Source organism: Terribacillus aidingensis (assembly GCF_900215625.1).
Lineage (GTDB): Bacteria > Bacillota > Bacilli > Bacillales > Amphibacillaceae > Terribacillus > Terribacillus aidingensis.
On sequence record NZ_OBEK01000004.1, the window covers coordinates 194,125 to 216,917 of the forward strand.

Here is a 22,793-nt window from a genome sequence, read left to right on the forward strand (position 1 = left end):
GTCTATTTAATGAAAAAAATTATCATTGCTGTTGCAGTTGTAGTTACATTAGGTGCAAGTTTCTTACTCTCAAATGATGATGTCCACACTGCTGACAACCAGCCAGGGATTTATACGATCATAAATCTACCATTCTAAAAATGCAGCATATTGCTGCATTTTTTCTTTTTCCTAAGAAGGAGATTCCAAACCTTCACCGAATATATACAACATGTACTATTTCCCTTAAGTAAGACCCTCAATTGCTCGCTTTATTTTCGAATAAGGCGGGCTTTTTCTTTTTGTGGTGCTGGACTTCGTTTGTTGATTAAAACGTGCTAAAATAGTTATATGTTATAGTCTGGTTGCTTTACGGCAGCTCCTTTTGCTATGATCATTTTTATATACATGTATGGTGAATTCCGGAGGTGACAGTATGTCAGAGATTACGAAAGAACAGGTTTTGCATGTTGCGCATTTGGCGCGTCTTGCCATTACTGATGAAGAAGCAGAAAAAATGACGAAGGAACTCGATGCGATTATTGGGTATGCTGAGCTTTTGAATGAGCTTGATACGGATAACGTGGAGCCTACGACACACGTGCTTGATTTGAAGAACGTCATGCGTGAGGATGAACCGCGTAAATGGATCGACCGGGAGGATGCATTGAAGAATGCACCGGATGAGAAGAATGGCCAGTTCCGTGTGCCGTCGATTTTGGACTAAGGAGGAAGATTATGTCTTTGTTTGATTATACATTGAAAGAATTACAAGAGAAGCTACATAACAAAGAGATCACGGTTACGGATCTCGTCGATGCTTCCTATGACCGTATTAAGGAAGTGGATGATGAAGTAAAAGCTTTCTTGACACTTGATGAGGAGAAGGCGCGTGCTCATGCGAAGGAATTGGACGAGCAGGGCAGCGACAATCCGCTATTCGGTATTCCGATTGGTATTAAAGATAATATCGTAACGAAAGGTCTTCGTACTACTTGTGCGAGTAAGTTTTTGGATAACTTCACAGACCCGCTTTATGATGCAACAGTTGTTTCCAAGCTGAAAGAGAAAAACACGGTAACGATTGGTAAGCTGAACATGGATGAATTCGCGATGGGTTCTTCGAATGAGAACTCTGCTTATTTCACAACACGCAACCCATGGAATACAGATTATGTACCAGGCGGATCTAGTGGTGCGTCTGCTGCAGCTGTAGCAGCAGGAGAGGTTTTCTTCTCTCTTGGTTCTGATACAGGCGGTTCTATCCGTGAACCAGCAGCATTCTGCGGCGTTGTCGGCTTGAAGCCTACATACGGTCTTGTTTCCCGTTTCGGTCTAGTTGCATTTGCATCTTCTCTTGACCAAATCGGACCGATGACACGTACAGTAGAAGACAATGCACACTTGCTGCAAGCAATCGTAGGTCATGACGAAATGGACTCGACAAGTGCTGATGTAGAAATTCCAAATTACACAGAAGCATTGAAACAAGATGTGAAAGGTCTTCGCATCGCGGTTCCTTCTGAATACCTTGGCGAAGGTGTATCCGATGAAGTGCGTGAATCCATTAAATCTGCATTAAAAGTGTATGAAGACTTGGGTGCAACTTGGGAAGAAGTTTCCTTGCCGCATTCTCGTTACGCAGTAGCAGCATACTACTTGCTGTCTTCTTCAGAAGCATCTGCAAACCTTGCACGCTTTGACGGTGTACGTTACGGCGTACGTTCTACACAAGCGGAGAACATGGTGGATGTGTTCAAATACTCCCGCCGTGATGGTTTCGGTGAGGAAGTAAAGCGCCGTATCATGCTTGGTACATTTGCGTTAAGCTCTGGTTACTACGATGCTTATTATAAGAAAGCTCAAAAAGCTCGTACATTGATTAAAAACGACTTCGATAAAGTGTTCGAAGACTATGATGTAATCGTTGGACCAACTACACCAACTCCTGCTTTCAAAGTGGGCGAAAAGGTGGAAGATCCATTAACAATGTATGCAACTGATATCCTGACTATCCCGGTAAACCTTGCAGGTGTTCCAGGAATCTCCCTGCCATGTGGATTCTCAAGTGAAGGGCTGCCGATTGGCTTGCAAATCATCGGCAAGCATTTTGATGAGGCGACGATCTACCGTGCTGCTCATGCGTTCGAGCAAGCGACAGATCATCACAAACAGAAACCGGCATTGGGAGGCGTAAAAGGATGAATTTCGAAACTATTATCGGACTCGAAGTACACGTAGAGCTGAAGACAAAATCTAAAATCTTCAGCCCGAGCCCAAATGCATTCGGTGCCGAACCAAATGAAAACACAAACCCAATCGATCTTGGGTACCCAGGTGTGCTTCCTGTTTTAAATAAAGAAGCAGTCAACTTTGCGATGAAAGCTGCGATGGCACTGAACTGTGAAATCGCAACACATACTAAATTTGACCGAAAAAACTACTTCTATCCGGATAACCCGAAAGCATATCAAATCTCACAATTTGATCAGCCAATCGGTGAAAACGGCTGGATTGAAATCGAAGTAGACGGCTATACGAAGAAAATCGGTATCACACGTATCCACATGGAAGAAGATGCTGGTAAACTGTCGCACACAGGCGACGGCTATTCTCTCGTCGATTACAACCGTCAAGGTACGCCTCTAATTGAGATCGTATCTGAGCCAGACCTTCGTACACCTGCAGAAGCATACGCGTACTTGGAAAAGCTACGCAACATTATCCAGTACACGGGCGTTTCTGATGTGAAGATGGAAGAAGGTTCCTTGCGCTGTGATGCCAATATTTCACTTCGTCCAATTGGACAAGAGAAATTTGGTACAAAAGCAGAGCTGAAGAACTTGAACAGCTTCACATTCGTTCAAAAAGGGCTTGAATTCGAAGAAAAACGCCAGCAGAAAGTATTGCTTGCCGGCGGTGAAATCCTTCAAGAAACACGCCGTTATGATGAGTCCACAAAAGAGACGATTCTAATGCGTATTAAAGAAGGCGCTGACGATTACCGTTACTTCCCAGAGCCAGATCTTGTGCCATTGTACATCGACGACGCTTGGAAAGAGCGCATTCGCGCATCTATTCCGGAGCTTCCGGATGCTCGTAAAGCTCGCTATATAAATGAGCTTGGCTTGCCAGCATACGATGCAATGGTATTGACGCTAAGCGTAGAGATGTCTGACTTCTTTGAAGCAACATTGAAAGCTGGCGCAGACGCCAAAGGGGCTTCAAACTGGCTGATGGGTGAGGTATCTGCTTACTTGAACAAGCAGCAGAAAGACCTTTCTGATATCGCCTTAACTCCTGAAGGTCTATCGAAAATGATTAAACTAATCGAAGACGGCACCATTTCTTCTAAGATGGCGAAGAAAGTATTCGCTGAGCTTGTAGAAAATGGTGGCGATCCAGAACAAATCGTTAAAGATAAAGGACTTGTTCAAATCTCTGATGAAGGACAGCTGACAGAAATCATCACAGCAATCCTTGATGAGAACGAACAGTCTGTTATTGACTTCAAGAACGGGAAAGACCGTGCCCTCGGCTTCCTAGTCGGCCAAGTTATGAAACAGACAAAAGGCCAAGCCAACCCGCCAATGGTAAACAAAATCCTCGTTGCGGAAATGAATAAGCGCTAAGAAAGAAGATCCTGTCTTGTGACAGGGTCTTTTTTTTGTATAGAGGTTTCTATACATTCTGCTTGTCGCTTCGTTATTTGATAGACTATAAGCAGAGTGAGGAAAATGGACAGGGGGATGATCATGAGGAAAAGAGAGAAAGTACAGCTCCCTTATCATATGTATAATGGTTCGGATACGGAAGCACCGATTCTTTTCATCTATCACGGCTGGGGAGGAAGTACAGCTGGCTATGATGATCTGGCAAAAGAGTTGCAGAAAGAAGGATATAAAGTAGTCTTACCAGACATTATGCACCATGACAGCAGAAATCCGATAGCTAATCACTTTGATGGCAAATCACGACAGCAATTGTTTTGGAGCACGGTGTTCCAAACAATCGATGAATTCGAATTCCTTATATCTGACTTAGCTATTGCTATGAAACACATTCTCGTTATTGGCAGTTCTATGGGCGGTTTTATCGCCAATGGAATCTTTGCTAGATATGATGAAATACAAGGTTTGGTGAATGTGAATGGATCAGGTGCTTTTATGCTATCAGAAGAACTATTTCGACAGAAAGATGGAAGAGGCACCTTAACAGAAGAAGAGAAAGAGCGAGTAAAAGCTTATGACCCTGTTGAGCGAAAGTACAGCGAAGCACCAGTACTGCTTATGCACGGTGACAAGGACACAATCATACATGTGGAGGGTCAGCATGCGTATGCTGCACATTGTAATAGTCCACTGGTTGCATTTGATATTTATAAAGATGTGAATCATCAGTTTACAGCAGATATGGTTGAAGGCATGAAAAGTTGGCTGAATGAGCAATTTAAGGGGGGACGTACAGGAAAGTATAAGTTGCTGGAATAGAAGGAGATTAAACTGCTTTGCATCAATATATTACATGTAAACTAGCGCCTATTTCTATATAGTTAGTGTGCAGGAAAAGATGAATATATCAATTTAGAAATGAGGAATACAAATGAAATCATACATATTAGATCAAATCGAAGCCTCCTATAACAAAACTACCTGGTTTGTGCCGCTAAAGCCAGCAATCGAAGGACTGACAGCAGAGCAAGCGGCGTGGACAGATACAGAAGAGACGAACTCCATTCACGACATTATCCGGCATTTGCTTTTCTACAAAGCTGATTATTTAAAGCAGTTTAAAGAGGGGAAGGAGAGAACGAAGGTTACAGAAATTCAGCAAACATTTGAGGGCGAAGAAAGCTGGGAGAAAACCGTACAGCAGTTCTTTGTCATCATGGATAGCTGGCTTCAGGCAGTAGAGGAAGCGGATGAAGAAAAGCTCCAGACATGGTCAAAAGAGATTGCGCATATTTGCCAGCATATCACGTATCATACAGGTCAAATCGTTCATATTCGCAAGGTGCAGGGATCTTGGCGAAAAGAGCAGGGAATTTCCTGAAAACGGATTAAATAGAGCTTGTATTTCCTATACTGTGTGTAGACAGGCTTCCTGCAGCGGCAAAGACCTTTTCAAAATAGGAAAAAAAAGCTATGATAGAGCATGGACTAAGTGAACGTAAGGTTTGGTAGGAGGCAATACGATGAAACGCGCTCGGATCATTTATAATCCAACTTCTGGTAAAGAAGCGTTCAGACGGGAGCTCCCGGATGTACTGGAAATCTTTGAAAAAGCAGGTTATGAAACGTCGGCACATGCGACCACCTGTGAAGGCGACGCAAAGGCAGCAGCACGCCTCGCAGTAGAGCGAGGCTATGAGCTGGTTGTTGCATGCGGCGGAGACGGTACGGTGAACGAAGTCGTCTCTGGTTTAGCTGAACAGCCAAATCGCCCGAAACTCGGCATTATTCCGGTCGGAACGACGAATGACTTGGCTCGTGCATTAAATATTCCCCGCAATATCAAACGAGCAGCGGAGATTATTTTAGAAGGCAAGACACGCAAGCTTGATATTGGAAAAGTAAACGACCAGTACTTTATGAATATTGCGGGAGGCGGAAAGCTGACAGAGCTTACTTATGACGTGCCCAGCAAAACGAAGACGATGCTCGGTCAGATGGCATATTATCTCAAAGGTATTGAAATGCTGCCATCACTTCGCCCAATCAAGGTCGAAATTGAGTACGACGGCAAATGGTTTGAAGATGAGATTATGCTCTTCCTCGTATCCAATACAAACTCTGTCGGCGGCTTTGAAAAACTAGCTCCAGATGCTTTGCTGGACGATGGTTTGTTCGATTTGGTTATTTTACGGAAGACAAATATTGCAGAATTCATTCGTGTTGTTTCCTTAGCCATTCGAGGAGCACACTTGGATCATGATCTGATCTTCTATACAAGAGCTAACCGGATTAAAGTAAAACCAGCTGATAAGATGCAGCTCAATATTGACGGCGAATACGGCGGCTCATTGCCAGGTGAATTCGTCAATCTGCATCAGCACATTGAATACTTCGTAACAGATGAATTCATAAAGAAACAAGATAGCTTACAAAAATAAGCTGTCTTGTTTCTTTTTTCGACATATTTCCCGGGCAATAGACCTGTATTTCGGATTTTAGTCACAATGTGATACACTCATGAAAGCAAACACAAAAAGGACGATGAAAATGGCAAAAACGACGCCACCAGTTGAAAAGAATCAGACAATTGAGCTCACTTTCGAGGATCTTACCCATGATGGGGACGGTGTAGGAAAAGTAAACGGCTATCCATTGTTTGTTCCATATGCGCTGCCAGGTGAGACAGCGCAAGTTAAAGTAATTAAAACCAAAAAGAACTTCGGATTTGGGAAGCTGCTTGAAGTAACCAAGCCGAGTGAACACCGAGTAGAACCGCCATGTGATGTGTACATCCAATGCGGCGGCTGTCAGCTGCAGCATATGAGCTATACGATGCAGCTGGACATGAAGCAAAGACAAGTGCAGAACGCGATGAAGAAAATTGGTCATTTGGAGCATGTGCCTGTGCACCCGTCACTTGGCATGGATGATCCGTGGCGCTACCGAAACAAAATTCAAATTCCAGCAGCTGAACGCAATGGTGAGATGATTACTGGTTTCTATCGTAAACGAAGCCACGATATCATTGACGACATGGAAACCTGTGTTATTCAAGACGAGGTCAATGACCGCATGGTCGAAGCAGTCCGCCGTATTGCCAGCCGTCTTGGAATTCCGGCTTATAACGAAGAACAGCACCGCGGCGTTTTACGCCACATCATGGTTCGTACTGGCCAGCAGACAAATGAAACGATGATTGTGCTCGTTACACGTACGAATGAACTGCCATATGCGAAAGAGCTTGTAGCGGAGCTGCATGAAACGTACCCGCATATCAAATCAATCGTTCAAAATATCAACAAAGAACGCACAAACGTCATCCTTGGCCGCAAGACAAAGCTTCTATGGGGAGAAGAGTACATCTACGATACAATCGGAGATATTAAATTCGCCATTTCAGCGCAGTCCTTCTACCAAGTGAACCCAGCACAAACAAAAGTGCTGTATGACCAAGCATTAAAATATGCCAACTTAAGCGGAAATGAAACAGTCATCGACGCTTACTCTGGTATTGGAACTATCTCTTTGTTCCTGGCACAAAAAGCCAAGAAAGTTTACGGAGTCGAAATCGTCCCGCAAGCAGTATCAGACGCGAAAATGAACGCCAAGCTAAACCACATGGACAACGCTGAATTCTACGTCGGCAAAGCCGAAGAAGTAATGCCATGGTGGAAAGCCCAAGGCCTTAACCCAGACGTCATCGTCGTCGACCCACCACGCAAAGGCTGCGACGAAGAACTGCTGCAAGCCATGATCGACATGAAACCAAAACGCATCGTCTACGTAAGCTGCAACCCAAGCACACTCGCTCGTGATCTGCGCTTCCTGGAAGACGGCGGCTTCGAGACAAAACAAGTACAGCCAGTGGATATGTTCCCACAGACTGGGCATATTGAGTGTGTGGCGGAGATTGAGTTGAAGGTGTCCAACTAAAATAAACATTTCCCAGTAAAAATAAACTTTTCCTAATAAGACCCCGATTTCGGTAAAATAAACATTTCCGATTTCCGGGTCTTTTTTCTATTATCCCTTGTCATTACTGGCTTTTCTCAATATTCTCTTCCTTCTTTTATCGGAGATCTTTATTTTAACTGAGGAAAAAAGGTGAAAAAAAAGGTGGAAAAGCAGGTGAAAAACAGCCAATTTTGAACAGAAAAAGTGTGAAAATGGGGGTTCGGTAGGAAATCTTTATTTTAACTCGAACGGTGGAATGCGGGTTGGAGGCGGTCTTTTTAGGAAATGTTTATTATTTTTGTACAAAAGTGTCTAACTAAAATAAACATTTCCCAGTGATAATTGACTTTTCCTAATAAGACCTGGATTTCGGTAAAATAAACAATGCCGATTTCCGGGTCTTTTTCGTGTGCAACCTGTGCTCTTATTCATTTTTCTCTAGTTTTCCTTCCGCAGCAAATTCGAAAATCTATATTATCACACTATCTCCGAACTGTGATATTTAGATTAAATAAAAATTAAGGAAGATTAAGTTTTATTAAATTTATTTTATGTAAAATGTATTTTACAATAAAGATGTAGTAATTAATTGTTTAATTTATCGTACAAAGGGATGGTAAAAAATCATGGAATTCAAACATATTACAATAGCGGGCAGTGGGGTTTTGGGAAGTCAAATCGCTTTCCAAACTGCATTTAATGGTTTTCATGTAACAGTATACGATATTAATGATGTAGCATTACAATCAGCTAAAGACAAAGTAAACATATTGAAAGGGCGTTATCAAGAGGATTTACAGGCAAGTAAAGAGCAAGTAGATTCTGCATCTGACCGCATCTCTTACTCTAGCGACCTGGCAAAGGCAGTTGCTGATGCAGATTTGCTGATAGAAGCAATACCAGAGATAGTGACGATTAAAACAGAGTTTTATAAGAAGCTAAATGAAGTTGCGCCAGATAAGACTGTTTTTGCATCAAACTCATCAACATTAATGCCAAGTCAGTTTGCTGAAGCGACAGGACGTCCTGAAAAATTCCTAGCACTTCATTTTGCTAATGAAATTTGGATCAATAATACAGCCGAAATTATGAAGCATCCAGGCACAGATATGAATGTGTTTGACCAAGTAGTTGAGTTTGCGAAAGCAATTGGAATGGTGGCATTGCCTCTTCATAAAGAGCAACCAGGATATATTTTGAATTCATTGCTTGTTCCTCTTCTGGATGCAGCAGAGCTATTGCTATCAAGAGAGGTTGCAGATGTTGAGACAATCGATAAAACATGGATGATCGCTACAGGAGCTCCAAAAGGTCCATTTGCAATATTAGATGTTGTCGGAATCAATACATCTTATAATATTGTGAAGGCTAAAGCGGACGCAACAGGAAATTCAGAATTTAAGAAACTTGCAGAGCTACTGAAAACAGAATATGTTGATAAAGGGAAACTTGGGGTTGCTACAGGAGAAGGCTTCTATAAATATCCTAATCCTCGATTTATGGACCCTAATTTCTTGGGGAATTAGTAAAAAAGTAAATCCTCCTGTCATAATGGCAGGAGGATTATTTTTATTTTAAGTCTTGCAAAAGATGCTCGGTAAATTGATCTACCATTTCTGCGCATTTTTCATTTTTTCTCGTTACACGCCATAAATAATTGGAAAGGGTAAAGTACTCATTAATTGAAATCGTCACCACTTCATCTCTTAAATGTGCCGGCAATGCTTGGATAATATAATCATTCGTTATCGTGATAGCATTCCTTTGCAGCACCATTTGTAAAAGGACATCTCCATTATTTGTCGTCAATGCAATCCTATTTCTCAAGTTATCTGGAAACAAATCGTCAGCTATTTTCTTCAAGTAAGGGTCATTGTACAATACGATTGATTCATGCATTTCGTTTATGATTTGGTCAAGGGAGATTTTATTGTTGAATCGTAGTAAGGAGCTTTTGTTAACGGCAAGAACCACTTCAACTCTTTTAATCGGTTCCCATTCCAATGCAACATCATGATTGTTTGATCCTAGTGAAACAAACCCCATATCTGCATGGCTGTTTTTTACTTGTTCCAGCACAGCAGCCGTATCTTCCTCCACTACTTGCACATTTACATAAGGAAAGCTTTCTCGGAATTCAAGGGTATTGTTAATGATTTGGGACACTAATCCGGGAATTGCAGCAATAACAATATTACCGTACTGGTTGTTTTTTGATACTGCAATATCATTTTTAAGCCTGTCGATTGTTTTCAAGACAGAAACAGCATACTGGATGACTTTTTTTCCTTCAGCGGTTGGAACTACTCCTTTGCGTGAGCGTGTGAAAAGCAGTACGTCTAATTCAGTTTCTAACTGGGTTATGGAGAGGCTGATTGCTGGGACGGTCATCAAGTTCTTTTTAGCGACCTCAGTAAAGGAGCCTAACTCTCCGACATCTACTAAATATTGAAGCTGGGTTATATTCATGTTTTGTCACCTTAAATAGTTTTACATTAGTTTTAGTTTGTAAAAGTTATTTTATCAAAAAAGAGTGGAGAGATGATATGTAAATAAAGATAAAAGTATAGTGGGCGAGGAATTTTAAGGAGGTTTAATAGAAGCAATAAGGTATGCGCAAAAGCAACATCGGTCAGCGGTCTCTAAAACAGAAAGCTTTATACTTGAAGTGTTAATTTGGGGTAATCGTTTTCTTAGTCTTCATTTACATTCTCACCGGAAGAGAAACTAAAAAGCAAAGGGGACGAAATTATTGATTAATGCGACTTGTTACAGTACGGGTCTTTTTCATGTGCAGCCCTTGACCTTAAAAGCTTTTCTCAATATTCTCTTCCTTCTTTTCTCGGAGATCTTTATTTTAACTCGAACGATGGCAAGGGGGGACATCGGTTATGGATATTCTAAATAAAAATGGATATCTAGATGAAATATACTATATTTGTATTATGGAAAGTATTAAAAGTTGGCGTTGCGTAGATTTAAATCCTTAAGGTTTCAATTTGTCCACATTCAAGCAGGAGAATATCAAAAAAAATCATTGAAGGTAAAAGGTGAGAAGGGTGTATTTGATTAACCCAAGATAATTCTTCTAATATACTCAGAAATAGAGGTGAAAAAGAGGGAATAAACATAGCAAAAAACTGAGTAAAGTCACGCTTATACGTGTCTTTACTCAGGGAAAGTTTATATTTTAACTTTTTCATCTGTGGCTATTTTTGAACTGTTTTGCTAACTCAAGCAGAATTAATATAGATATGATACTCATGATAGAACCATATACGAAACTGTTCTCTAAGAAGTTGAGCAAAGTCACAGCAACCGATAGGACAAGCGCAACTATAAGTGACGATTTTCTCAATAGTAACACCTTCTTTACTTTTATATTACCGCATATACTATTCCTTGCGCAATATACCCGCAAGTTGTAGCAACCCAATCCCAAACATAAGGTTTTAATGCATTAGCGACACTGTTCTTAACCTCATCTAAAGGACCCATTAAGATGTATGTATTCCAAATACCCACCCACTTCGCTTCACTAACATTGTCCTTTAGAGACTTAGGAAAAGCTTTATATATTTTTTTGGGTAGCTTGGACTTTACATAACTTTTTCCGAATAATTTTGCTAGTTTAACAGCTAAGGAACCTGCTGCCATTGTGTGCATTGTAGGTTGTTCATTGGCAACATTTACTTTAGGAGCTTCACTTTTTATTTCATTTGCAGTTTCGTTAATTATCTTGTTTAGCTCCTCATACTCTAATCTTTTGGTATCTGAATTTTCTTCTGCGGTTGTTTGCTTAGTTGCTGCACTTACAGAAGGACCTACAACTGTAAGAGTTAACATAATCGTACATAACACTGTTATTAACTTTCCCCAATTTAATTTTCTACTCATAATAATTCCTCCTAGATTAGTATTATTTAACATTTGTAGTCTATCAAAGAGATAAATGGATTTAAATACCATATAGTATTTCTAATCATCACTAGAAAGGGATATCTTGATGCAGACAATCTTTTTTTAAAAAGACTTTCTTTGTAATAGGAAATTCATAAATAAATTATGACTGATAATATAGAGAAATGACGATAACTTGTTCAACAAAAAAACTTATCTTTTGTTTTCTATCTTAGAGAAAGATAACACAGCGGATTTTATACCGGTGGTTATAAGGAGATGCTGATTGACAAAGCGTTAAAGGGTATTAAACAATATAAGGACTTTTTATTGGAGCATAAGTGGCTCTTAACGGTTCAATGTATGGTCAGGATGAAAGACCTCATCAATGCTGTAGGAAACTATCTAACCTATTGTCTCAGATGGTTAGTGGCGGACTATCTTAATCTTTATCAGCCAACCACAACTCTGATTTCCGGTCTTACTTAAGTGCTATAACGTAATAATTGGTATGGCCTTTATTATAACGGGACGAGAATAGGTCACTCTGAAAAAAAACAGGAATCCGGAGTAAAGCGCTATCAACTATGTTTAATGGGAGTAGAAGAGAGAAATGCTAACTGAATTATTTCTGGAGAGATGAATCAAGGTTAGGTAAGATTGAATTATAACGTTCATATTTATTATTCGAATTAAGCGGGAGGATTTTAATGAATAACTTCTATCTCAATAGAGGTACAAAAATCAATTCAGATCTAGCTTCCAAACCAATCCTAAACGGTATAAACATCTTAAAGCGAGATATGGCAAAGAAATTCAATGAAACAGAGGCGGTAGAAAACAAGATTGACTTAGTGTGTGATTCGGATCTTGATCAAGAAGAATATAGGATTGTCTTTTCCGCTCCAGATACTATGGAGATAAGAGCATCGGATGATTTAGGGTTTATCTATGCATTACTTTTCTTAAGTAATGAATTTCTGAAGATCAATTCGTTCTGGTTTTGGATGGATCAGGAAACCGAGTCTGTGGATTATATTGAAATTCCTATGCGGACATATACTTCTTCAAAGAAGGCCGTAAAATACAGAGGCTGGTTTATTAATGATGAGGTTTTGATCGATTATATGTGTGAGAAAAATCAATCGTTAGAATTGTGGGATATGGCTTTTGAGGCGTTGCTTAGGTGCGGGGGGAATATGGTTATTCCGGGGACAGATCGTAATTCGAGAAAGTTTCGGCAAAAAGCTGCGGATACAGGACTTTGGATAACGCATCATCATGCGGAGCCTTTGGGTGCGGAGATGTTTACACGAAAATATCCTCATTTAGAAGCATCTTATAAAAAACATCCTGAACTTTTTCATGCGTTATGGGAGGAGGGCATAGCGGAGCAGAAAAATAACAAGACCGTTTTTAATTTGGGGTTTCGGGGGCAGGGGGATTATCCTTTTTGGGCGGAGGATCCTGCATATGACACACCTCAAAAAAGAGGCGCGTTAATTAGCGAATTAATCAATATTCAGTATAACTTGGTCGGAAAATATGTAGATAATCCTGTTTGCTGTACAAATTTATATGGCGAGGTTATGGAACTGTACAATGAAGGACATATTCAGCTTAATCCAGATATTATAAAGATATGGGCAGATAATGGTTACGGTAAAATGGTTTCTAGAAGGCAAGAAGTTACTAACTTGAGAGTACCGGCTTTGCCAAAAAGTAAAGGGCGTCATGGAATTTATTATCACGTGTCCTTTTATGATCTGCAAGCAGCAAACCATATTACGATGCTTCCGAACTCTATCGACTTTGTTAATCAGGAATTGCACCATGCATTCACAAAAGGTGTGGGTGATTTCCTAATCGTAAATTGCTCGAATATACGGCCGCATGTGTTTTATTTAGACGCTGTTAAAAAGATTTGGGAAGGAAAAGAGATTGAAAGTACGAGCCATGCACAAGCTTTTATTTCAGAATATTTCGGTGACTTCGGTGATGTCGCGGCTTGTTTTTCAGACTATGCAACGTGTACGGTGAAGTATGGCGATCATGAAGATGACCACGCTGGTGAGCAATTCTATAATTATGGTGTAAGAGTGCTGGCTACGCAATGGATGAAGGATTACAATAATCATGCGCCAGCGTTTGCTTGGGCCACAGGCGATGTTTCACTTGGCCGACAAGTGGCGTATCTAAAAAACACTTGTTCAAAAGGGTTGAAGTCCTTCTCTGAGTTGGCGGGCAAATGCAAAGAAATTAGTAACACATTGCCAGAGCTGCAAAAAAAGGTGTTTGATTCTACTATATATATGCAGTCGAAGTTACATTTGTATTGTATACAAGGCGTATTAGATTTTTGCGATGCATATGAGGATTTTGCGGATGGAAAATATATGCGTGCTTTTTACAAGGCAGGCAGGGCTTCTGAAAAGTTTCAAGCAGCAAATGCAGAAATGAGAAATAGTGAATACGGTGTCTGGAACGGTTTTTATGAAAATGATTGCTTAAGTAATTGTAAGTTTACTGCCTATATCCTCAAAAATCTGATGAACTTCATACGCATGATTGGAGAGGGACCAAGATTTTTTGACTGGCAGCGAGAACTTATGTATGCAGAAGATGATAGAAGAATTATGCTGCTGACAAATTTGCGGAACCACATGACGGATGATGAGCTCTTTTATGCGATGAAAGAAAAAATATCTATTAGTTGAACAGGTATATGACAATAAAATCTGTTTATCTCGCAGGAGGAAAGGCAGAATGTTAAACGCTGTTAAAAATAATCTAATTGTATCTTGCCAAGCTTTACCCGACGAAGCTTTGCACAGCTCCTTTATTATGTCGAAAATGGCACTAGCTGCAAAGCAGGGCGGCGCTAAAGGGATACGGGCAAATTCCAAGCAAGATATTATGGAAATAAAAAAAGAAGTAAGCTTGCCAGTCATAGGGATAGTAAAGCGTGACTATAAAGATTCCTCTGTGTTCATCACAGCCACTTATCGAGAAATGGATGAGCTGCTTGAAAGTGGCTGTGAGATGATTGCCATGGATGCCACGGAACGAAAAAGACCTAATAACATTGATTTAAGTGAATTAGTAGCGTATGTTCGAGATAAAAATCCATCGATACAATTAATGGCGGATATTGCTACCCTAGAAGAAGCTATACAAGCGGAGCAACTTGGTTTTGACTGTGTCTCTACTACATTATACGGATACACAGAGGAAACAAATAAGAAGAAGCTTTACGATAATGATTTTGAATTTTTAAGACAAGTAATTGAACATGTTCGTATACCTGTCATTGCTGAAGGTAATGTATTGACGCCGGAAATGGCTAAACGATGTCTGCAGATTGGTGCATATGCCGTGGTGGTTGGCGGCGCAATTACTAGGCCGCAGCAGATTACGGAACGGTTTGTGGAAACATTAAGTTGATGGTCTTACCATAATCTTCATCACATAAGTAATTAAGTGTTGATAAAAGGATATTAATACTTTATTGTTTAAAATATCCAATTGAGAAAGAAGATTGATGTAACTGGTAAGGGATGATTTTGTGCGTACAGAAGGATATAGTGAAACAAGAGGCTACTGCTTAGAGGCGGTTCTTTGCTTTCTGACGGGACTCATTTCAATTGTGGGAGTGTTACTTGTAGGTGAAGGAGGAATACAAGGTATAACCGCTTTAATACTTGCTTTCATTGCCTCTAAAGAGATAAAAGAAAAAGAACTAAAAGGTAGAAGGTTAGTAATACTAGGGGTGGTTTGCAGTATTATCGGTCTTTTAAGTTACTTGTTTTAAGAGAAAGAAAAGAATAAGCATACATCTTAAAGTCACTAGCTGTTATTTAGTCGGTATACTAGATTTTTCAAATCAGGCCTGGATTTCGGTTTCCGAATTCTAGGCTTTTTCATATGCAACTCTCTCACTGTACGAAATGTTCAAAATTTACTGTCGTTTGATAAAAAGTACTCCAACATGCTATAAAAGTAAAAGAAGTATAGTCTATTTAGCTTTATTAAGATTTAGATAAAGGTTTGCCTGGTAACTATAATGAGAGGATTTTATATATGAAAGATAATTTTTGGCGTGATTTACCGCGTCCATTTTTTGTGCTGGCTCCTATGGAGGATGTGACGGATGTTGTTTTTCGTCATGTAGTGAGTGAAGCAGCTAGACCTGATGTGTTCTTTACGGAATTTACGAACTCGGAAAGCTATTGTCATCCTGATGGGAAGGATAGCGTGCGTGGTCGTTTGACTTTTACAGAAGATGAACAACCCATAGTTGCCCATATATGGGGAGATCGTCCGGAGAATTTTCGTGAGATGAGTATTGGGATGGCGCAGCAAGGCTTTAAGGGCGTTGATATCAATATGGGCTGTCCGGTTCCGAATGTAGCTGGGAATGGAAAAGGGAGCGGCCTGATTTGTCGTCCCGAAGTTGCGGCTGAGTTAATTCAAGCAGCGAAAGCAGGCGGTCTGCCTGTAAGTGTAAAGACGAGACTTGGGTACACGGATATCGAAGAGTGGCGTGATTGGCTGACACATGTGCTGAAACAAGATATTGCTAATCTTTCTATTCATTTACGTACAAGAGCAGAGATGAGTAAAGTCGACGCACACTGGGAACTAATTCCCGAAATTAAGAAACTTCGTGACGAAGTAGCACCGGACACACTTTTAACAATCAATGGCGACATTCCTGATCGTAAAACGGGATTGGAACTCGTTGAAAAATACGGTGTTGACGGGGTTATGATTGGGCGCGGAATTTTTACAAATCCATTTGCTTTCGAGAAAGAGCCGAAAGAACATACTAGCAAGGAATTGCTCGATCTTCTAAGGCTGCATCTTGATCTTCACGATAAATATTCACAAGAAGTAAAACGTCCATTCAAGCCGCTTCCGCGTTTCTTTAAGATATACGTAAAAGGCTTCAAAGGGGCAAGTGCATTAAGAAATGAATTGATGAATACAAAGTCAACCAATGAAGCAAGAGAACTGCTTGATACCTTCGGACAGAGACAGAATCAGGATGTGTAAATAAATAGTACGTCCTCGCCTAACCAAACCAAGAAATCAGTATTTTTCTATACTGATTTCTTGGTTTTTTTATGTTATTTCTGTGAGTTTATGCTGTTATTGATTGCAGTCTTCTTTGGGCGGTTGAAAGTAAAGAGACAGTCTTGATTGAAAAAATGAGTCCGAAAGCAATACTTATGCGTATAGAATAATAGTAGATGGCTAACAAATTCTGGATTAGCAGAGGTGTTAAATTGATTGAAAATATAAAGTACTTCTGGATTGCTCTTCTTCTTCTTATCGTATCTTCAGCAATAACGGTTCAATTTCCGCATGCAGTCCCTTTTGGTGAGACAATTATGACGGCTTTGCATTTCCCGCCCCAACCTATGAATGGGCTGCAATATGTTGGCATTACTTCACTTATATTGTTTATTGTAAGCTTATTTTTCCTGACCAGGTCGTTAGAAAGGTATCATAAACGTGCCGTATTCCTGTGGATATTGGTTACCATTTATGTACCTGCTTTGGTTGTAAATTCATATCAAGAGACATTTGCAACAGGTATTTACGCAGTTTCTTATGATCGGGATAGCAGCATTTGCGAATTCGAAATGATTGGGGAATCTAACATGGATGGTGAATGTGAACTTGTGTTTGAAAATAAAAGTGAGGAAGATGTTCAATTCACTGTTACATTCTACGATAAACACCAGTATGATGACGAACTCCTGGTGCTTTCGCTAATGAATGATAAAACACCGTTTGTGATGAGTTTACAAGGAAAAGAAACGAAAACAGTAAAGCTAAGGAAAAAGATTGATGTATCTGATAGGGAAAACCACGTTGATTGGGCAAGTACTTCTAGCGTGCATATTATTATGAAGTCGGATGAAAAATTGCGAAAGCTGTAAGTTACAATTGTTCTGACGAGATGAGGTGTGGAGTTTGTTAAAAGTGATGCAAATAGTGTGTGCAATAATAGTATTATGTTTTTCAATATATGGGTTAACCACAAATAATTCCAGTATCCATGTCTATATGTTCTTCTTTTTAGGATTGATGTTTCTTTTGTTGGGGATTTCTGAGTATATGAATAAGAGAAAACCTATAGCTGTCATGTTGTTTCTAACTTCTTTATTCATCCTATCCTATCTGCTATTGTAAATGCTATTTTAGTTTAGTGGAAAAACAAGTAGCTATCCGCTTCGGTCAACTTAATTCTGTGGAAAAACGTAGGATTACTCGCTATCTTTTTCTGTATTTGTGCCATTCCGTTTACACAATCTGCTGATAAAGTAAGACAAGTAAACAACACAGCAATTTAATAACGGAGGTACAAATATGAATACTTGGATGAAGAATGGAATCTATGCGGTGGCTTCAAGCTTTCTGCTTTTAACGGGGTGTGCAAACTCGGATACAGCATCAGATACGGAATCGGATACAGCAACAGCATCTGAAACTGGTGCTCCTGAAATGGGGAATGGACAAGGCGGACCGCCCGATGGAGCGGCTATGCAGTCTGAGCCTAAAGACTCTATTATTGATTTAGTAGAAGCATCTGCTGATACCAAGCTGAAGATGGTACAGAGGCTGAACTAGCTGAAGCTTTCTTAGATACGTTAACAGATGATCAAAAAGAAACAGCTACATATAAGTTCACCGAAGAAAATGCACAGCATTGGACGAACTTGCCTGCTAACTCAACCAACCGTAATGGAGTAGCATTAGGTGATTTATCTGAGGAAAGTGTAGAAGCTGCATTAGCGCTTGCCAAGGGATCATTAAGTGAACCGGTTATGAGATGATGCTTAATATTGTACGAGCTGATGAGTTCTTGACAACGGATACGGGCCGGACTGAATGGGGTTCTGGCTTGTACTATATCGCTATATTAGGTGAACCGTCTGATACGGATACGTGGATGCTGCAGATCAGCGGACACCATTTGGCAGAGAACCTTGTATTTAATGGAGAAGAAGTCAGCGCGACTCCGCAATTCACTGGTACAGAGCCGCAGACGTTTGAATTGGATGGCACAACTTACTCTCCAATTGAAACACGTAAAGATGGGTTGTACTCCATTATTGACTCACTAGATGAAGAGCAGCTTGCCGAAGCGAAAATCGATGAAACGTTCAGAGATGTAGTAGTAGGAGCAGACAGTGACGGTGAGTTTCCTGAAGAAAGTGAAGGAATTTTGTATACAGACTTGAGTGAGGACCAGCAGGAGCTTGTACAAACAGCTATTAAAGCTTGGGTAGAAGATGCTGATGAGGATACTGCACAGGAATTGCTGGATGTATACTTATCTGATGAAGCACTTGCCGAAACATATATTGGCTGGGCTGGTTCTACTGATTATGATGATGTAGGTTCTTATGTAAGAATTGACGGACCTCGTTTATGGCTGGAATTCGCTTCGCAGCAAGGTGTAGGCTACAACAGCGGAGAAGATGCGGAAGCACACTTCCATACAGTATGGCGTGACAAACTAGCCGATTATGGCGGATCGTTTACAGAATAACAGTTAAATACGAAAAAGTCGCTGCAGCTGTTAACGATGCAGCGCCTTTTTCTTTTTGCCGAGTTAATTTTTTTCACTGAATAACTGCTTCTGATTCCACTTGCCCCATTTATAATAGGAGAAAGAAAAAATACTGCTCAAGATAAAGCTAATTCCCATTCCTAAGGCGATTCCGTTCTGCCCGATAAAAGCCGAACAAACGTAGGTGAGTGGGTATCGCAGCAGCCAAAATGATATAATGTTCAAGATTAAGACTTGGTACATTGCTCCTGAACTCCGGACAATGCCGTTTAAGATAAAATTAAGGCCAATAAATGGATAGAAGAAGGCGATGATCTTTAAATAATCCGTACCAAATGCATAAGCCTGATTCTCTTCAATAAACAGACCGGTTAGCGGTTCTGCTAATAGAAAAACAAAAACTGCAATGACGAACATGATTGCTAAATTGTAGAGGGCGCCATATTTAGCAATCTCCTTGACCCGGTCCCAGCGGCCAATCCCGATATTTTGACCGGCCATGCTGTTCACCGCTGTTCCTAATGCCATGGCAGGCAGTGTAATTAAGCTGTCAATTCGCTGTGATGCTCCGAAACCTGCTGTAACAGCTCCGCCAAATGAATTGACGACACTCATAATCGCTGTTACACCAGCATAAATAACCATCATTTGCAATCCGGATGGAATACCAAGCTTCAGGATCAGCCATACCTGCTTCTTTGTCGGTAAGAAAGGGATGGCAAAAGGAGCAAGCCGGTGACGCATGGTGTAACCTAGACCTAATAGAAAGGCTACACCTTGCGATAAGATGGTCGCATACGCAGCGCCTTGAATACCCCAGTCAAATACAGAAATAAAGAGCGGATCCAATACGACATTCAAAACAACTGCCGCAAAAACGAATTTTAAGGGTGTTTTACTGTCTCCTAACGCTCTTAATACAGTTCCAATAAAGTTATAGCCCATTAAAAATAAAATACCTAGAAAGTTCACTTGCAAATATGTCTGTGCTTGCTCGACCATGCCTGCCGGTGTGTTAAGCAGACTCAGCATTTGCCAGGAGAATAACAATCCAATGATGCCCACGAGTATGGATAGCAAACCTAACACTATAACAAAGGCGTTTAAATAAGCTCTCAGTCCTTGTTTGTCTCTGTTGCCTCTTTGCTGGGATAGAATCGTCAATGTGGTGTTGTTAATTCCGATAATGAACGCCAGAATTGTTAACACAATGGTGGAAGAAATAGTTACCGCGCCAAGTGCATTTGCCCCTAAAAGGTTTCCAACCCATAGGCTGTCAATAAATTGATAAGAGACTTGCAATAAATTCGTAAGCATTATTGGGCCAGCAAACGTAATTAGCTGCTTCATAATTGGGCCTCTTGAAAAATCCTGCTGCGCCAAGGGATGAACACTCCTGTCTATGTATAGATACAATTAATAAAGGTAGATGTTTGTACACTAAATATGGTTATAACACAGAGCAGAAGGCCGCACAAATTAGAGAACTTCAGATTTGTGCAGTTATTTTTGGAGTATTAGTCGGCGTATCTTTCTTTGTGATGACGAATTTTATAAGTCACTTCCTATCTAACAAAGGCGTAGATCTAAGGGAAGGGTCTTTTTCCTTCACCATTGGAGGCCTGTGCTATGTTTCATTATGTAATTCTTTTAAAAAGCCAAATTTAAAAAACACTTTTAATCCTACGTATAGATTTGCATAACACATCCTCTTCCGGAAATCATAATTCTGTACGATCACGATAAGAGGAGGGACATTTCATGGTAAAAGATTCTTATGCACCTCGGGAAAAGAAAAATGGTGAAGGAAAGCGTCCAGATGAACAAAGAAGAGGGAAAGCGAAATCAAACTCTCGGGGCGGAAGAAACTAATCTGCTCAGGCAGCGAGCTAACACGAATTAAATAGGTACTCCTTAGTAAGGCCTAGTATTGGTGAAGAAACTTTACCATATGCTGGGCCTTATTTTGGATTCTTTCAGCTCAAAGAACCAGATTTTTTACCTATTCTAATGATAAGAGCTCTTGTCTATACTAGAGTATGATTTCGCGCAATTGTCTGAACTTTATAATTATAGGAGGTAAAGAGCATGGAGAAGTCACAGAAGACTGGTTTTATTATGCGCGCTCTGAATGGTATCGAGCGAGTCGGTAACAAGCTCCCTCATCCTGTTACATTGTTCTTCATTTTTGCTGTAGCTGTGGTTATTTTATCAGCCATCTTTTCTGCTATCGGGCTTAGTGTGGAAGATCCGATCAACGACGGAGAGACGATTGCAGTAAAAAACCTGCTTAGCTCAGAAGGCATTCTTTATCTTTTTGAGAGTGCTGTTACCAACTTTACAAATTTTGCGCCGCTCGGAACTGTCTTAGTTACGATGCTTGGTATTGGAATTGCGGAACGGTCTGGATTGATTAGCGCAGCTTTACGAGGACTCGTTACTTCTGTTCCTCGTACGTTGATGACAGCAGCTTTAGTATTCGGCGGTGTTATGTCCAGTATGGCTGCAGATGCCGGCTACGTTGTGCTAACGCCACTGGGAGCAGTGTTGTTTGCTGGTTTGGGACGTCATCCATTAGCAGGCTTGGCTGCCGCATTTGCGGGGGTATCAGGTGGATTCAGTGCGAACCTACTGCTTACATCTCTTGATCCGCTGCTTGGCGGTTTAACAAAAGATGCTGCTTCTATTATTGATCCCGCTTATGCGGAAGGTATCAACTATGCGATGAACTATTACTTTATGTTCGGATCGGTCATCCTGCTTACAATCCTAGGGACGTTGGTTACGGATAAGATTGTAGAACCACGTCTTGGAACGTACAGAGGAAGTGTGAAAGAAGATGTAACTTACTTACGACCAGCAGAAAAGAAAGGGCTGTGGGGAGCGCTGCTGGCATTCCTCGTAACGGTTGCCGGTGTTGCGTTACTGGTTGTCCCTTCTTGGGGACCATTACGGGCAGGGGAAGAAAACTTCATCGATACGCCTTTCTTAGGTACACTAGTGCCCATCATTCTGATTGTATTCTTTATTCCTGGATTGGTGTACGGACTTATCACCAAAGAAATTAAGAATGATAAAGACGTTGCCAATCAATTATCGGAAACAATGGCTACAATGGGTGCGTATATCGTGCTGGCTTTTGCGGCAGCCCAATTTGTCGCTTACTTTAGCGAATCCAATTTAGGCACTGTGCTTGCTGTAAAAGGCGCTGCACTTATAGACGCCACAGGGTTTAAAGGAATCCCGCTTATACTCACCTTTATTGTAGTATCGGGCTTTATCAATTTATTTATAGGAAGTGCATCTGCTAAGTGGGCAATCATGGCGCCAGTTTTTATACCAATGATGATGCTGTCCGGCTATTCACCAGAGTTCACACAACTTGTGTACCGAATAGCTGATTCCACTACTAATGTTATCTCTCCGCTCATGCCGTATTTTGCTATTGTTATCGCATTCGCACAGAAATATGACAAAAAGGTTGGAATCGGAACGTTGGTTTCCACGATGCTTCCTTATTCCATTGCCTTTACAATCGGCTGGGTCATCATGCTGTTAATCTGGATGCTGACAGGGCTGCCAATCGGTCCTGGAACTCCTATTGAGTACACGCAGTGAACTGTGTGACAAGATGGACTCGATTCTTTTAAGGATCGAGTCTTTTTCTCTTGAATCGAGACTTTTGCAATTTTAGCTAGCAT

21 protein-coding genes and 1 pseudogene are annotated in these 22,793 nt (G+C 40.7%); 19 read left to right on the plus strand and 3 right to left on the minus strand.

Translation table 11 applies throughout. The features are described 5' to 3' along the window. The first annotated feature begins 9 nt into the window (after positions 1-9). From CRO17_RS17910 to CRO17_RS13550, 9 genes are all read left to right on the plus strand, one after another. Entirely contained in the window at positions 10-138 is a 129-nt protein-coding gene (locus tag CRO17_RS17910; RefSeq protein WP_281253831.1) for a hypothetical protein, read from the plus strand. Between the two features lie 277 nt (positions 139-415). Next, positions 416-706: an Asp-tRNA(Asn)/Glu-tRNA(Gln) amidotransferase subunit GatC gene (gene gatC, locus CRO17_RS13515; protein WP_077304702.1), complete on the plus strand. Its 291-nt coding sequence runs from the start codon at positions 416-418 to the stop codon at positions 704-706. Positions 707-717: 11 nt separating this feature from the next. Then, positions 718-2,184, plus strand: a complete 1,467-nt coding sequence (gatA, locus tag CRO17_RS13520) for an Asp-tRNA(Asn)/Glu-tRNA(Gln) amidotransferase subunit GatA (RefSeq protein ID WP_097043026.1) — start codon at positions 718-720, stop codon at positions 2,182-2,184. After that, entirely contained in the window at positions 2,181-3,611 is a 1,431-nt protein-coding gene (gene gatB / locus CRO17_RS13525) for an Asp-tRNA(Asn)/Glu-tRNA(Gln) amidotransferase subunit GatB (RefSeq protein ID WP_097043027.1), read from the plus strand. Before gatA ends, gatB begins: the two co-directional genes overlap by 4 nt. A gap of 123 nt (positions 3,612-3,734) precedes the next feature. Further along, positions 3,735-4,469 carry an alpha/beta fold hydrolase gene (locus CRO17_RS13530; protein ID WP_245864795.1) on the plus strand — a complete coding sequence of 245 codons (735 nt, stop codon included), beginning with the start codon at positions 3,735-3,737 and terminating at the stop codon, positions 4,467-4,469. A 112-nt stretch (positions 4,470-4,581) separates the two neighbouring features. Then, on the plus strand, positions 4,582-5,031 hold the full coding sequence (locus tag CRO17_RS13535) for a DinB family protein (RefSeq protein ID WP_097043028.1): 450 nt from the start codon (positions 4,582-4,584) through the stop codon (positions 5,029-5,031). Positions 5,032-5,173: 142 nt separating this feature from the next. Beyond that, positions 5,174-6,091, plus strand: a complete 918-nt coding sequence (locus CRO17_RS13540) for a diacylglycerol kinase (protein ID WP_097043029.1) — start codon at positions 5,174-5,176, stop codon at positions 6,089-6,091. Between the two features lie 109 nt (positions 6,092-6,200). Then, positions 6,201-7,586, plus strand: a complete 1,386-nt coding sequence (gene rlmD, locus CRO17_RS13545; RefSeq protein ID WP_097043030.1) for a 23S rRNA (uracil(1939)-C(5))-methyltransferase RlmD — start codon at positions 6,201-6,203, stop codon at positions 7,584-7,586. Between the two features lie 647 nt (positions 7,587-8,233). Then, on the plus strand, positions 8,234-9,133 hold the full coding sequence (locus CRO17_RS13550; RefSeq protein WP_097043031.1) for a 3-hydroxyacyl-CoA dehydrogenase: 900 nt from the start codon (positions 8,234-8,236) through the stop codon (positions 9,131-9,133). A 43-nt stretch (positions 9,134-9,176) separates the two neighbouring features. Here CRO17_RS13550 and CRO17_RS13555 read toward each other — a convergent pair whose 3' ends face one another. Together CRO17_RS13555 and CRO17_RS13560 are read right to left on the minus strand one after the other, a co-directional pair. Then, the gene (locus tag CRO17_RS13555; RefSeq protein ID WP_097043032.1) at positions 9,177-10,076 is read right to left on the minus strand and encodes a LysR family transcriptional regulator; all 900 of its coding nucleotides are present in this window, start codon (positions 10,074-10,076) and stop codon (positions 9,177-9,179) included. A 909-nt stretch (positions 10,077-10,985) separates the two neighbouring features. Beyond that, positions 10,986-11,504, minus strand: a complete 519-nt coding sequence (locus CRO17_RS13560; RefSeq protein ID WP_097043033.1) for a hypothetical protein — start codon at positions 11,502-11,504, stop codon at positions 10,986-10,988. A 713-nt stretch (positions 11,505-12,217) separates the two neighbouring features. On the opposite strand from CRO17_RS13560, the gene CRO17_RS13570 reads away from it, so the two are divergent. The 9 genes and pseudogenes from CRO17_RS13570 to CRO17_RS13610 all read left to right on the plus strand — a co-directional run bounded on the left by CRO17_RS13570 (position 12,218) and on the right by CRO17_RS13610 (position 19,071). Beyond that, positions 12,218-14,224: a glycosyl hydrolase 115 family protein gene (locus CRO17_RS13570; protein ID WP_097043035.1), complete on the plus strand. Its 2,007-nt coding sequence runs from the start codon at positions 12,218-12,220 to the stop codon at positions 14,222-14,224. Between the two features lie 49 nt (positions 14,225-14,273). Beyond that, complete coding sequence (locus CRO17_RS13575) at positions 14,274-14,951, plus strand: N-acetylmannosamine-6-phosphate 2-epimerase (RefSeq protein WP_097043036.1); 678 nt, start codon at positions 14,274-14,276, stop codon at positions 14,949-14,951. A 121-nt stretch (positions 14,952-15,072) separates the two neighbouring features. After that, on the plus strand, positions 15,073-15,318 hold the full coding sequence (locus tag CRO17_RS13580) for a DUF4190 domain-containing protein (RefSeq protein ID WP_097043037.1): 246 nt from the start codon (positions 15,073-15,075) through the stop codon (positions 15,316-15,318). 269 nt (positions 15,319-15,587) lie between these two features. Next, complete coding sequence (locus tag CRO17_RS13585; RefSeq protein ID WP_097043038.1) at positions 15,588-16,562, plus strand: tRNA dihydrouridine synthase; 975 nt, start codon at positions 15,588-15,590, stop codon at positions 16,560-16,562. A gap of 197 nt (positions 16,563-16,759) precedes the next feature. Continuing rightward, positions 16,760-17,455: a hypothetical protein gene (locus CRO17_RS13590; RefSeq protein ID WP_097043039.1), complete on the plus strand. Its 696-nt coding sequence runs from the start codon at positions 16,760-16,762 to the stop codon at positions 17,453-17,455. Positions 17,456-17,582: 127 nt separating this feature from the next. Further along, complete coding sequence (locus CRO17_RS18060) at positions 17,583-17,708, plus strand: DUF3953 domain-containing protein (protein ID WP_425444459.1); 126 nt, start codon at positions 17,583-17,585, stop codon at positions 17,706-17,708. 177 nt (positions 17,709-17,885) lie between these two features. Next, entirely contained in the window at positions 17,886-18,146 is a 261-nt protein-coding gene (locus CRO17_RS13600) for a hypothetical protein (RefSeq protein WP_097043041.1), read from the plus strand. Positions 18,147-18,196: 50 nt separating this feature from the next. Continuing rightward, positions 18,197-18,352, plus strand: a pseudogene (locus tag CRO17_RS18065) (hypothetical protein); the annotation flags it as partial. Continuing rightward, the gene (locus CRO17_RS13610; RefSeq protein WP_179637070.1) at positions 18,352-19,071 is read left to right on the plus strand and encodes a DUF3500 domain-containing protein; all 720 of its coding nucleotides are present in this window, start codon (positions 18,352-18,354) and stop codon (positions 19,069-19,071) included. The pseudogene CRO17_RS18065 and the gene CRO17_RS13610, both read left to right, overlap by 1 nt. Positions 19,072-19,134: 63 nt before the next feature. Here the strand turns inward: CRO17_RS13610 and CRO17_RS13615 are convergent, their stop codons facing one another. Beyond that, complete coding sequence (locus CRO17_RS13615; protein ID WP_097043175.1) at positions 19,135-20,442, minus strand: MATE family efflux transporter; 1,308 nt, start codon at positions 20,440-20,442, stop codon at positions 19,135-19,137. Positions 20,443-21,180: 738 nt separating this feature from the next. Here CRO17_RS13615 and CRO17_RS13620 point away from each other — a divergent pair. Further along, positions 21,181-22,710 carry an AbgT family transporter gene (locus tag CRO17_RS13620; protein WP_097043044.1) on the plus strand — a complete coding sequence of 510 codons (1,530 nt, stop codon included), beginning with the start codon at positions 21,181-21,183 and terminating at the stop codon, positions 22,708-22,710. The last annotated feature ends 83 nt before the right edge of the window (positions 22,711-22,793 follow it).